The sequence below is a fragment of the Kribbella sp. NPDC049174 genome, assembly GCF_043197365.1.
GTDB lineage: Bacteria > Actinomycetota > Actinomycetes > Propionibacteriales > Kribbellaceae > Kribbella.
Genome location: NZ_JBICSZ010000010.1, coordinates 249,675 through 262,879 on the forward strand (window position 1 = coordinate 249,675; position 13,205 = coordinate 262,879).

The 13,205-nt window shown below is 66.4% G+C and carries 7 protein-coding genes; 4 read left to right on the forward strand and 3 right to left on the reverse strand.

The window, feature by feature from the left end; all coding sequences use genetic code 11:
* Positions 1-1,430: 1,430 nt before the first annotated feature.
* Positions 1,431-5,564: a DUF6531 domain-containing protein gene (locus ACGFIF_RS37285; RefSeq protein ID WP_393161206.1), complete on the reverse strand. Its 4,134-nt coding sequence runs from the start codon at positions 5,562-5,564 to the stop codon at positions 1,431-1,433.
* A gap of 218 nt (positions 5,565-5,782) precedes the next feature.
* Here ACGFIF_RS37285 and ACGFIF_RS37290 point away from each other — a divergent pair, with 218 nt between their 5' ends.
* Positions 5,783-6,409, forward strand: a complete 627-nt coding sequence (locus ACGFIF_RS37290; protein ID WP_393161208.1) for a DUF6308 family protein — start codon at positions 5,783-5,785, stop codon at positions 6,407-6,409.
* Here the strand turns inward: ACGFIF_RS37290 and ACGFIF_RS37295 are convergent.
* Together ACGFIF_RS37295 and ACGFIF_RS37300 are read right to left on the reverse strand one after the other, a co-directional pair.
* On the reverse strand, positions 6,402-7,919 hold the full coding sequence (locus ACGFIF_RS37295) for an LLM class flavin-dependent oxidoreductase (protein WP_393161210.1): 1,518 nt from the start codon (positions 7,917-7,919) through the stop codon (positions 6,402-6,404). The genes ACGFIF_RS37290 and ACGFIF_RS37295 overlap by 8 nt on opposite strands.
* 87 nt (positions 7,920-8,006) lie before the next feature.
* Positions 8,007-11,060, reverse strand: a complete 3,054-nt coding sequence (locus tag ACGFIF_RS37300; RefSeq protein WP_393161212.1) for a BTAD domain-containing putative transcriptional regulator — start codon at positions 11,058-11,060, stop codon at positions 8,007-8,009.
* A 148-nt stretch (positions 11,061-11,208) separates the two neighbouring features.
* Between ACGFIF_RS37300 and ACGFIF_RS37305 the strand changes: the two genes are divergently transcribed.
* The 3 genes from ACGFIF_RS37305 (at position 11,209) to ACGFIF_RS37315 (ending at position 13,116) form a co-directional block, all read left to right on the forward strand.
* Entirely contained in the window at positions 11,209-11,772 is a 564-nt protein-coding gene (locus tag ACGFIF_RS37305) for an NADPH-dependent FMN reductase (protein ID WP_393161214.1), read from the forward strand.
* 16 nt (positions 11,773-11,788) lie between these two features.
* Complete coding sequence (locus ACGFIF_RS37310; RefSeq protein ID WP_393161216.1) at positions 11,789-12,328, forward strand: dihydrofolate reductase family protein; 540 nt, start codon at positions 11,789-11,791, stop codon at positions 12,326-12,328.
* Positions 12,329-12,516: 188 nt separating this feature from the next.
* The gene (locus ACGFIF_RS37315) at positions 12,517-13,116 is read left to right on the forward strand and encodes a hypothetical protein (protein ID WP_393161218.1); all 600 of its coding nucleotides are present in this window, start codon (positions 12,517-12,519) and stop codon (positions 13,114-13,116) included.
* Positions 13,117-13,205 lie beyond the last annotated feature (89 nt).

The following is a 13,205-nucleotide window of genomic DNA, read 5'->3' on the forward strand; positions in this document are numbered from 1 at the left end:
CGGACCGCCACGGCCGGACTGTCCCACGACCGAGAGGTGCGCTCTCAGTTGTAGCGACAGTGGTGACACGGCTGGTCCGGTCACAGTTCCCGGCGTGGAGCGATCTGCAGACTGACGACACGGATCCTCGCCGGCCAGCAGCCGTACTGATCGACCGCAGGTACGGGCGGTCGTGATGGCATCAATCTTCGGTGTCTCGGATCCTGTCGCGGGCTATCTGCAGGTGGCTCGGTAGTCGGCCGCTGGCGGCTCTGTCAGTTGCGTCTCCAGAGCCGCCTCGATGTCCCAGAGCACGCGTTGCTCAGCCTGGTCTACGAAGTCTGACGGGTCTCCGCCTTCGCTCGTCCGTGCCAGCCAGTCGAGGAGCACAAGCGCCTGATCGCGGGACAGACCCAACGAGATCTCATGCGCCACCACCGAGACCTCCGTGCTGAATAACTCAGAGAACTGAGCGGGAGTACGGGTCCAACCGTTGCTCAGACTAGATGCAACGCCGAGCTGAGCTCGCCAATGCTTGAGGGTTTCCGACGCCTCGGCGGGCTGTCCAGCGGGCGACATCGTTGCGCATGGCATCGTATGCGCGATTGGTGCAGTTCAGGAATGGTCTCCTGCTTCGTCGCCGCCAGTTGCATCTGAGTGCGACCGTTCGTAGGCGACTGCCGATGACTCTTCGATGACGCGCAGTACCCTCCAGCACTCGGGATCGAGGCCAATGTTCGTGCCGAGATTCTGGAGGCTGCCCTTCAGCTCTTGCGTCACAACGGCGTGATGCTCGTCGATCTGAGTACACACAGTTCGAAGGCGATGCCCGGCTCACCTACATCCTCCAATTTCCCACGCCTCCTGCGTTCATCAGGGGTGAGAGCGGGCTCCAGGCTCAATCACAACCCTGATCCTTGCTCACCGATCCTCCGTTGCACGCGCAATTGGCCCTTCCAGCTTCTACACCGCATCACGTTCGTACGGTCGACTTGTCGCAGGCTCCGAGACGTGATCACACGTCAGCGTGCTCACGCTGAGCAGTAGACGCGACCCACGGCAGAGGCCCAAGGTAGGTGCTGACTACACCCTCTCGCCTGACCACGAACTCTGGGAGCGCCACCAGTCCACATCACGATCGGAATCGCCCAACCGGTCCAGGTACTCAAGAGCATGCTCGACAAACCCAGACGGCAGTCGAACATCGTGGTCAGTTACGTAATGCACGAGTCCGTCGGGCCAGTACCAAACACCGTCGCTCAGTTCGAGCGCGCCGTTCTGCCGTCCACAGAACCGGCAAGTCGACACGCCGCCGAACGCTCGAAACACAAACCCACATCGGAGATAGTCGGCGACAGTCTCACGCTCACCCTGATCCCAGGTCGGATCGACAAAGTCCCTCGGATCCGGCCAGTCCGGAGCGGTCGGTCCGGCCCAATAGCCGATCAGTCTCAGCGTCGACCGACCGGTTCGAACCATCGCCACACACCTCCGTCGTAGATTTCCAAGGTCTTACCCGATCGAGATGCACCGATCTCGGTCGTCGGAGCCAATACCGTCACCCCGAGCTCATTTGCAAAATCCTGCGCAAACCCATCGTCGAGGCAGCCTGTCCAGCACGACAGCAGCCGGACGTTCTGTCCGCCAACACTCGGCGCGATCTTACGCGCTATCTCGCTAGCGGACTGTCCTGCGATGTCGTGCTCTCCGCCGTGTCCGACGACATCGTAGAAGCCATCCATCGGGTTGCTCTCCGAATACTTCAGCATGTTCTTCACGGCCGTGTCCCGCCCACCGAACGTTGCGCGTCCGGACATGGTCGGCAATCGGCGGCCGGCGCTGCCAAGCGCGGGGAAGCGGCTGGATACGGCGCTTACGGCTATGTCGGCGGCTAGGTGGGAGCAGTTGCCTTTGAGGACGCAGGCTTGGGAGTCGAGGATGCCGGAGGTGCCGGCGGAGACCATGCCGGTGGCGGCGGAGACCTGGAGGAAGATCGGGACGGCGGGGGCGCAGGGGCGGGCGAGGGTGCAGATGACGGCGCCGGTGAGGGCGGCGGTGGAGGCCCAGCCGGAGATGTGGGAGACGTCGGTGAGGGTGCCGTCGATGTCGGAGAGGCCTTGGAGGTCGGTGGATTTTAGGGGGTTGCCGGAGGTGTAGGCGTAGGGGTTGGAGGAGCCGCCTTGGTCTGGGGTGAGGAAGGTGCCGGTGGAGGGGTTGTACTCACGTTGACCTAGGAGGTAGTTGCCGCTCGGAAGTTTGAGGCCGCCGATGTAGCCAGGGTCTAGGGTTTCTGCGCCGTTGGCGGCCGGGGTGCCGGCGGTGGTGCGTGGGAGGCCGTAGGGGTCGTAGGTGTGGTGGGTGGGGGTTGGGGTGGCTGTGGTTAGGACGGTGCCCGTCGGGGTGGTGGTGAGGGGCGTGACTGTGGTCGGGGTGGCTTGGGCTAGGAGGCCGGTGCCGTAGAGGTAGCGGGTTGGGGTGCGACTGGTCGAGGTGGAGAGGATCTGGGGTGAGAGGGGATCCCAGAGGTAGTTGGTGGTTTGGGAGGCGGTGGTGGAGGTGGCTCGGCGGCCGTCGCCGGTGTGGGTGTAGGTGGTTTGGGTGCCTGCGGCGGTTGAGGTGACGGGTTTGCCGGCCGCGGACCAGGTGTAGGCGGTGTTGCCGTCCGACGACAGGTTGCCGTCGGGGTCGTAGGTGTAGACGTGCGCGGTCGGTGGGTCGAGCGGGTACCTCGCTGGGGCGGTGATGGAGGCGAGGAGTTCGCTGCCAGAGCCGTAGAGGGACCAGATGCTCCCGGTGGGGCGTTGCTCCCAGATGCGGTTGCCGATGCCGTCGTAGTCGTACCGGATGAAGTCCTGGGCGTCGTCGGTGCACCCGTCGACGGCGTAACACACTCCGGTCAGACGATTCAGCGCGTCATACATGTACGACGACTTGCCGGCGACCGAGTCGTCGCTGCGGATCACGTTGTCGGTGCTGTCGTACGACGAGGTGATCGACCGGACCGGCCTGCCACCACGAGTCAACGTGAGCGACGTGAGGCGGTCCCGCAGGTCGACCGAACGGGTCTCGATGAGCCCGCCCGGACGGGTGGTCGTGGTCGTGCCCCGACCGTCGTACCGGTACGACGCCAGCGGCTTCCCGTCGACGGCTGCCGACCTCAGCCGGTCGACGGCGTCCCAGGTATAGGTCTCCGTGTGGCCGGCCGCCGTTCGCGCGGTGAGGTTGCCGACGGCATCCCATCGGTAGGCGACAGACCCACTCGAGGTCAGTTGGTCGAAGGCGTCGTACCCGAAGCGGGTCGTGCCGACGGCGTCGGTCATCGACGTACGACGGCCGATCGCGTCCCAGGTGAATCTGACCGGCGAGGTCTTGTCGGAGTACGCGATCTTGGTCATCGCGCCGCGCGGGTCCAGCGTGAACGACGCCGACTTGCCCGACGGCAGCGTGGTGCGGATCAACCTGCCGGCCTTGTCGTAGCTGAACCGCCACGTGCGACCGCCGTACGTCGTCTCCGTGGTCCTGCCGGCCGCGTCATACGAGAAGGTCTGGGCTCGGCCGCTCGCATCGACACGCTTGGTCAAGCGGCCGGACAGGTCGAACGAAGCGGTGGCCTCCGGCAACGATGGCCTCGTGACCCCGACCAAGGCGCCGGCCTCGTCGTACCGGAAGCCGGTGGAGTTGCCGCGGCCGTCGACCGCGGTCGCGAGTCGGCCCTGCGCGTCGTACGTCTGCCGGCCCGTGACGTCCAGCGGCCCACGTTGCTCGAGCGGCTGGTCGTCGGCGGTGTAGGTGAACGTACTGACCGCACCCCGTGGCGACGTCGACTTGGTCACTCGACTCCAGCCGTCCACCTGGTAGCGAGCAACCCGCCCGGCCGGATCGGTGATGCTGACGAGATCGCCATCCGCCGAGTACCCGAAGCGGGTGACCCGGCCGAGCGGATCCCGCGTCTGAGTCACCAGACCTCGACCGTCGTACGCGACCGCGGACGTCCGACCGGCGTACAGAACACCAACAAGATTCCCGCGAGCGTCATAGGAGTACGTCGTACGTCGGCCGAGCGGATCCGTCGTCGCGACGACGTCGTTGAAGCTGTTGTAGGTCCGACGAGTGACGTATCCGCCGGCATCCGTTGACGCGATGACCCGGCCGAGTGCGTCGTACGCGTGGCGCGCACCGTGGCCGAGACTGTCGAAGATTCGGATGAGATTGCCGGCCGCGTCGTAGTGGAAGGTGACCGTGGCACCGGTGGGATCGGTCTGGCGGACCAGCCAGTTCCGCTCGTACTCGTTGATCCATTTCCCGCCGGTCGGATCGGTCATGGTCGACGTGCCGCGGACCCCGGCGGGATCCCAGGACCAGGTCGACCTGCCACCCTTCGCGTCCGTCTGGGCCACAACCCGGCCATCGCCGTCGTACTCCGTGACGAACGCCGGCTTCGCCGAGTCGCCGACGGTCTCGGACGTCAGCCGACCGTCGGCGTACGAGTACCGAGTCTGTATCCCGCCCGGCGACGTCACCCCGGTCAGCCGGCCATCGGCGTACTCATAGCGCACGGTCCGAGGCTCGACGCCCGGCCCGCTCAACCGGATCGACGCGATGAGCCCGAGCTCGTTGTAGTCGTACGACAAGGAGCGCCGGCCGTTCGTCACCGTCGCCACGCGCGCCGAGACGCGTTCGATCACGACACCCTGACCGTTCCGATCGAGGACCGACACCAGATCGCCGGCGGCGGAGAACCGCATCCGCAGCTGATCGAAACTCGTCAGCACGTACTCGCTCCCCGACCGCGCGAGGCCGAACCGGGCGACGCCGCGCTCGACCACGAACCCGGTCCCCTGCCGGTCGAACCCGATCACCCGCCCGTCGGACGCCAGGTACCGCGCTCCCCTGGCGTCGAATGCGAGACGATCGGAGTACGACGGACGCCAGCCGCGCCCGAGGGGACCCGGGGAGTCGTCGTTCGAGTTGTACGTCCGGGTCACGGTCAGCGGGACACCCAACGCACCGACCGCGGCGTCGGTTTCCGATGCCACCAGCGCGCCCGTCAACGAGTTCACCGGGTCGGACTGCAGCGCGAACGGGCCGAACAGACCGCGGGCCTGCAGGTCGGGCAGCACGAAGCCTGGCGCACCGGCGTAGATCATGACGTTGCCGCTGGCCGAGCCCTTGCCGTTGGTCAGCGACGCGGTCAGCAGACCGGGTGAATTGGAGAGTGCACAGTCGACCGGCACCGTGACCGACCAACTCAGCGACTGCGTTCGTGCAGCCTTCGGCGCCGGATGGTTGTCACATGGCCAGACGCTCACCTGCCAGGTCCGCAGATCGGTCAGCTGGATGACGCAGATATTTCCTGACGGCGCAAAGGTCCGCGCCTGGAACGTGAACGTCTGCCCGGTGCCCGCATGCGCGAACCCGCCGTCGTTCGCGATCTGCGGTCCCTTGCTCAGCAACTCGCCACTCGCCGTCACGCTGACGTCGACGTGAACGCACGTGCCCGGCGGCGCCGCGTCGGCCGCGGGAGCAAGCGGAACCACCAGCAGGACACAGCAGAGCAGGGCGAGCAATCGCCGGACAGGGTTCATGGTCGCCTCCGCTCGGTTGATGGCCTGTCACTGAGAGTTTATGGAGATTGGAGGCTCAGCGGAGCGGATGATTACAGGTTGTGGATAACGGGAAGTGACCCAGGCGTGTGGGTGAGCGGGGGGTCGCCTACGATCTGCGGGAACGAAGTGTGGGAAATCGTTCGGATAATGGTCCGCCTGCTGGCGGGTCTGCCACCAAGAGTGTGAGGGTGTGGCTCATGAACATCGGTACTCGGAAGATCGTCGTTGACGAGGCGATAGCTCAGCTGCGGCTGTACGCCGAAACGAACGGTGCTGTACTGCGCTACTACGACGGTCTGCCGGGATTGACGTGCGTCGGGGGATCCGACCCGAACCAGATCACGCTCGAGGATCTGGCCCGGACGATGGTGATCGGCTCCGACCTGCGGGCGCTGGACATCCCGTGGCTGCTCGAGGTGGAAGCGGAGAAGGAGCTCGCCGCCATCCCGGTCGACGCGCGGCTGGAGGACGCGGCGCCGGGCAGTGGGCTGTTCGAGGCGGCGATGGCGCTGGACGACAAGTTCACCGGCCACCGCGGCTTCGGTCACGCCAAGAAGTCGAAGCTGCTGCACCTGAAGCGGCCCTACCTCTACCCGGTCACCGACAGCTTCATCCGGATGACCTATGGCTCGGCGTCGGCCGGCGCCGAGTTCCTGACCGCGGTGCACAACGACCTGGTCAACCCGGCCAACGTGCGCGACTTCAAGCTGCTGCAGGTCCGTCTGATCGCCGAGCCGGCCACGTCGGCCGCACGCCTGCTGGGCGAGGTTCCCACCCTCCGCCTGCTCGACATCCTGGCCTCACTCCTGGGTGAGGCTAAATGACCCCGAGCCGCGCCAGCGGCTCCACCAACTCGCGCTCCTCGTAGGACAGGTGTGAGAGCAGCGTGTCGTCCAGCAGGTCGACCGCTGCTCGCAGACCGTCGATGGATCCAGAGCCGTCGACCAGTGCGACCAGTGCCTTGTCCACACCTTCCAGTACGTCGTGGATGACCTGGTGCTCCTCCTGCAACCGGTCCACGACGGGTACCAGCGCCGGGTCGGCTCGCCGCAGGTGCGGGAACAGTGAGGCGTCTTCCAGCGAGTGGTGAGTGGTCACCAGCCGGCAGTACGACTCGCAGTACGTTCCGAGCGTCCAGTTGTTCTGCCGCATGGTCATGGTGTTGATGTGCGACCGTGCCTGCCCGACACCGATTGACCCGGCAGCCACCTGCTCGACCAGGTCGCGGATCTGCTCGAGCTCGGCACGCAGATGGTCGTGTACGTCGATCAGATGCTGACCCGACGACAGCTGTTGCGGCGTATACGTCCGCTCCGGGTCCCACGCCGGGCCGGTGGGGCGCTCCGACTCATCCAGCAGTTGTACTTCGCTACGTCGTACCGCAGGAGGTGGAGTCGGTACTACGGTGAAGCCGCCCAGCCGATCAGTCGAGTCGGTGGGCCGAGCAACCGCGGCACCTGAGCGCGCCGCCTCCACTGCTTCGCGGACACCGGCTGCCACCTCAGCAAACCGACGGATGTCCTCCGGGTTGTCGGAGCCCAGGATGTACGTGCTCATCCCCTCGCCCAGCGTCAGCTCGGCGAGTTGGTCGATCCACAGCTCTTCCGGTCCCTGCAGGAACCCACCACGACCGTCGAACCGCCCTGACAAGTTGTAGAGCCGTCGTACCGACGCAGGGTCACGCCCGGCCTCCACAGCGGCCTCGTCGATGATCTTGTTCATCTCAGCGAGCTGATCCGGTCCGGCGTACGCACTACTCGGCAGCCAGCCGTCAGCGAGCCGTCCGGTGACTGCAAGCATGCGGGGCTTGTAGGCACCCAGCCAGATCTCCACATCGTGTGCGGGCTGCGGACCACGCTTGGCGCCGGCCACGGTGTAGTGCTTGCCGGGCAGCCGGATGCCACCGCCCTCCGGCGTCCACACCTCCCGCATGATCGCGATGGCCTCTTCCAGCGCAGTGATGCTCTGCCCCGTGGTCAGCCGCGGACCGGCGTTCGCAGCGACCGCGTCCAGGAAGCCACCGGCGCCAAGACCCAGCTCCACACGGCCACCACTGATCAGGTCGAGTGTGGCGACGCTGCGGGCGAGAACTACCGGCTGGCGCAGCGGGAGGTTGGCGACGTTCGTCGCGACCTTGACGCGTTGGGTCTGGGCGGCGACGACAGACAGGAGGGTCCAGGCGTCCATCAAACGGGGCTGGTACGGATGGTCCTGGAAGGTGACCAGGTCGAGGCCGACCTGCTCGGTCAGCTGCGCCAACGCGATCACCCGAGCCGGGTTGTCGACCGCCGGGGTCAGGAACGTGCCGAAGACCAGCTCGTGGCCGTAGTCCATGGTTCACCTTTCACCGTCTGCTTGACCACGAAACTACTTCGCTGGACTAATAATCTCAAGTCCAGAACATCTGCTACGAAGACATGATCACAGCAAGCGGAAGGCTTGCTCCGGCGAGAGGGCGGTGCCGAGATCCCAAGCCACCTCGTAGTCGGCATCCCCCAGCACAGCCCGAGCAGCCGACACAGCCCGGTCGTTGTCACCGGACTCGGCCGGCGTGACCAGGTAGCCCTCTGCGGCGCGGGTCGCGGCGGTGGCACCCAGGAGCTGTGCAGCGACAGCCTTGTCGGGCAGACAGGCAGCGATGCCCTCCAGAGACCAGCACATGCCTCGCAGCGACTCGTACTCCTCCGAGATACGGAAGGCCTCCAGGTGCAGCTCGAGAGCTGCCTCCGGCTCCCCACGGAGCTCCAACACGTACGCGAGCTCCGTCAGGACCATCGAGAGGTAGAGGACCGGATCGGCCTGGCGGCGCGCCTCATCCAAGAGCGCGCGCAGCCGCGTCTCCGCCTCCTCCAGTGCCCCGGTACGACGTGCAGCAAAGGCCAGCACGATCTCTGCCAGTGCCTGGGTCGAGCGCTGGTCCTGCTCGCTTGCCAGGCGAAGAGCACGCTCTCCATCCGCACGAGCGGCGTCGTAGTTGCCCTGCCTGATCTCAGTCCAGCCGAGCATCCCCAGCGACCCTGACAGCTCTGGCCACAGCCCGAGCTGCTCAGCCAACTGCACGCCCTCCCGCTGCAACCCCGCCGCCTTGTCGAAGTCGCCAGTGAATTCAGCATGGGCACTGAGCCAACTGGTCGCCTGCAGCACTCCCCACCGATCACCCAGCGAGCGGAAGAGGCGGGCACTCTCCGAAGCATCGGCATACAGCGCAGACGCGTCGGACCGCACATGTGCGTGCTTGGCACGCGCTGCAAGCACCGCCGCGATGCCCCACTGGTCGCCCTCCGCCTCGAAGCTCTTCAGCGCGATCTCCAGCAACGCCAGACACGTCACGAGATCCCCGGCATCGCTGCCGGCAAAGGCGATCCACCACTGCGCCCGCGCGTCTGCGGAGTCCAGCCAACGGTCCCGCTCGCGCGCTGCATCGCTGTCGCCCTGCACGTACATGAACCCGACTCGCCAAGCACCTGCCCGCGCGGAGTCCGGCACAGCCTCCAACGACCGTAGCGCCTCAGCGATCCGCCCACGCAGGTACCAGTACCAGGCCAGTGCGTCCACCAACCGCTCGGCCAGGTCGAGCTGATCTGTTGCAACAGCCCGGTCCAGTGCCGTACGCAGGTTGGCCGCATCCTCATCCAGTAGCTCCAACCACCTGCTCTGCTCACCGCCGTACAGGTGCGGCCGAGCCTCCTCGGCGAACGCCGTGTAGTACTCGAGGTGTCGCTGCTGCACGGACTCCAACTCGTCCTCTCCGCGCAGCTTCTCCAAGCAGTACGCCGCCACAGACTCCAGCAGCCGGTATCGCTGCCCCTCCGACCCCTGCACCGGTACGACGAGCGACCGGTCGACGAGCCGTACCAGCACATCGAGAACGTCGACCCCTGGCTCCGCACACACCACTGACGCGGCATCCGGAGTACAGCCATCCGCATGTACGGCGAGACGCCGCAGAACAGCCTGTTCGTCCGGGCTGAGCAGCTCCCAGCTCCAGTCGATCATTGCGAGCAGAGTCTGCTGGCGCGGTGCAGCACCCCGGTGTCCGGTCGCCAGCAAGCGGAAGCGGTCATCCAGTCGTGCAACGAGTCCACGGACTCCGAGAGCGCGTACCCGGGTCGCGGCGAGCTCCAGCGCGAGTGGGATCCCGTCAAGCCGTCTGCACAGCACAGACACGTCTGCGGCCGTTTCCTCCGACAGAGTGAAGCCTCGCGATGCGGCCGACGCGCGGGCAACGAACAACTGCACCGCACTGCTCTCACCCACGGCATCGGGTTGGGCATCGCGGGAGGGCACCTCAAGCGTCGGCACAGTCCACACGACCTCACCGGCAAGGCCGAGCGGCTCACGGCTCGTTGCCAGCACCCGCAAGCCCGGAGCGGCAGCCAGAAGCCTGTCTGTCAGGTCAGCAACCTCTGAGACCACCTGCTCACAGTTGTCGAGCACCAACAACCGGGAGCCCATCACCGCCGCAAGCCGCTCCACCATGCTGTCAGCAGGCCCAGCGATCTCCCGCACGTCCAGTGCTACTTGCACGGCATCCATCAGGGAGCTAGTCACCGACAGAGCCGCGGGAGTCACTGCAGCCAACTCAACGAGGACGACACCATCAGAGAACCGGTCCGCCACCTCAGAGGCAGCAGCGAGCGCCAGCCGAGTCTTGCCCACTCCCCCAGGCCCGGTCAGCGTGACGAGCCGTGCGGACGCCAGACACGAGCCGATGTCGGCCAAGGCCTCATCACGACCGATCAGCTCGGTGAGCTGGGCAGGAAGGTTGGAACGGCGGCTGGGTAGCTCCTGCGTGAGGATCGACTGGTGGAGTGCGACCAACTCCGGACTGGGGTCCAGCCCCAGCTCGTCGGCCAGCAGCTGGCGCAGCTCCTCGTAGCTGTCCAGTGCCTCGCTCTGACGACCACTCCGGTAGAGCGCCCTCATGTGACTCGCACGTAGACGCTCGCGCAGCGGGTGCTCGGCGACCAGCGTGGCCAGCTCGCTCACTGGGTGGTCGACGCGCTCCTCGTAGTGGGCCTCCAGTGCAGTCAGCCGCTGCTCGTTCAGCCGGGCTACAGCCGTCTCGACGAACGCCTCGTCCGCGAAGTCGGCGAACGCGGGTCCACGCCACAGTGCGAGTGCTTCACCGAGCTGTCCGGCCGCTACCCGGTCAGCAAAGGTCAGAGCGTCGTACGTCGAGCTGTCGACCGTGAGCGAGTAGCCGGCCGGGCCGGACTTCACCAGTGCGCGGCTGCCGGGCTCCGCGTCCTCGAAGGCGCGCCGGAGCTGGGAGACCTTCGCGGACAGGGTCCCTGACGGGTTGCCGGGGAGCTGAGAACCCCAGAGGTCGTCGATGAGGCGGTCGGCGGGCACCGGACGGCCCTCGTGCACCAGTAGATCGGCCAGCAGGGCGCGGACCTTCAACCCCTGGATCGTGACGGGCTCCCCCGCGTCCGTCCAGGCAGTGACAGGTCCCAGCACCCCGAAACGCATGGCCGCACCCTAACCGCCATACCGGCCGCCCGCCGTCACCCCGACCTCGCCGCACCGGTCCAAGGTTTACGCCCTCACTCGCTGCGACCGGAAAGAAACCGTAAACGAGTTCAGGCAGAGTCTGGGACATCAGGAAGGAGGCAGGCAGATGCGACTGGCAGTGATCATCGGCAGCACCCGCAACGGGCGGTTCGGACCGACCGTGGGCCACTGGCTCGCCCAGCAGGCCGCCAAGCAGTTCGAGGTGGACCTGATCGACCTGGCCACCGCGAGCCTGCCGACCACACTGCCCGATACCGACGACGAGACACCTACGGAGGTCGCCGTACTGGCTCCGAGGATCGCCACCGCGGACGCGTTCGCAGTGGTGACACCGGAGTACAACAGCAGCTTCCCGGCACCGCTGAAGACCGCACTGGACTGGTACTACGAGGAGTGGCACGCCAAGCCGGTCGCGATCGTCAGCTACGGCCGGGAGACCGGTGGCCTGTACGCCACAGCGCAGCTGCGGCAGGTCTTCACCGAGCTCCAAGCCGTCACCATCCGTAACACGGTCGCACTGCCCTGCTACTGGGAGCAGTTCACCGCAGACGGCGACTGGCCACGGCCGACTGCCGGCTACGAGGCCCAGGCCAAGCTCATGCTCGACCAGCTCGTCTGGTGGGCCCAAGCGCTCCTGGACGCGCGGACCAAACGTCCTTACCACCACTGAGAAAGAAGGAAGAACCATGAGGAAGCTGATCGAATCCACCTTCATGACCACCAACGGCGTCATCGACAGCCCGCAGGACTGGTCCGGCCCGTACTGGGACGACGAGCACTCGGCCTACTCCCAGGCGCTGATGGAGAACATCGAGGCCCAGGTGCTCGGCCGGGTCACCTACGAAGGCTTCGCCGAGGCCTGGTCGCAGCGGGGCGGCGACCCGTTCACGGACAACTTCAACGCGATGCCGAAGTACGTCGCCTCCCGCACGCTGACCGAGATGACCTGGAACGCCCGGCTGCTCGAGGGCGACGCCGCCGAGGCGGTCAAGCGGCTCAAGCAGGAGGACGGCGGCGACCTGATCAAGTATGGGACGGGTGAGTTCTCGAAGACGCTGCTGGAGCACAAGCTGGTCGACGAGTACCACTTCTGGATCTTTCCGGTACTTGCCAGTGGTGCGAAGTTGTTTGACAACCTCGCTGTCGAGATCACCCACCTCGAACTGCTCGGCACGACCACCTTCAAGTCCGGCATCGTCGTCCACAAGCTGGCCCCGAAGGCCTGACCCAGCATCATCCGACAGCGTCCGGCCGGTCACCTGATTGGTGGCCGGCCGGACGCTTGTTCGCGGACGCCATGGGTACCGGACCGGCCTCGGGGATGTGAGGCGGCGCTGGGGACCGCCTGCCGAAAGTCCTCGCGATCAGTTCTCCAGATCGCAGGTCTGCACAGCCCAATCGGACTGGAGGTCTGATGGATAGCGTCCTGACAGTCGTCATCATCGCCGTTGTGGTGCTCGCGGCGGGTGCGCTGCTGTTCATGTACCAGCGCAAACGCTCGGGTGAACTGCAACAGCGGTTCGGCCCGGAGTACGAGCACACCATCGAGGAGTCGGGCGACCGGCGCAGCGCCGAGCGCGAACTGCGGGAGCGCGAGCGCCGCGTGGCGAAGCTCGACATCACTCCGTTGAGCAGAGAGTCCGCCGAGCAGTACCGGGCCGAGTGGGCCCGCGTCCAGCAGAGCTTCGTCGACCAGCCGGCGGCTGCCGTCGCCGATGCCGACCAGCTCGCCCTGCGGATGATGCGCGAGGCCGGCTACCCGGTCGACGAGTTCGACCAGCGGGTCAACGACATCTCGGTGGACCACCCGGAGGTCGCCGCGCACTACCGCGACGCACACCGGGTCGCGGTCGCCCAGGCACGAGGCGAGACCGACACGGAAGAACTCCGTCAGGCCGTCACCGCCTACCGCTACCTGGTCGACGCGTTGCTGGCCGACAGCGGGGACGCGAGCGCCGACCGCGGCGACGCGGAGCACCGCTCGCACTCAACCGATGCGAAGGAGCAAGCATGACCACGTCAGACGACCGCCCGTTCAGCGAGGTTGACGACGACCGCCGCATGAGCGCCGCCCGACCACGACGCCCTGGACCCCGATCGTCG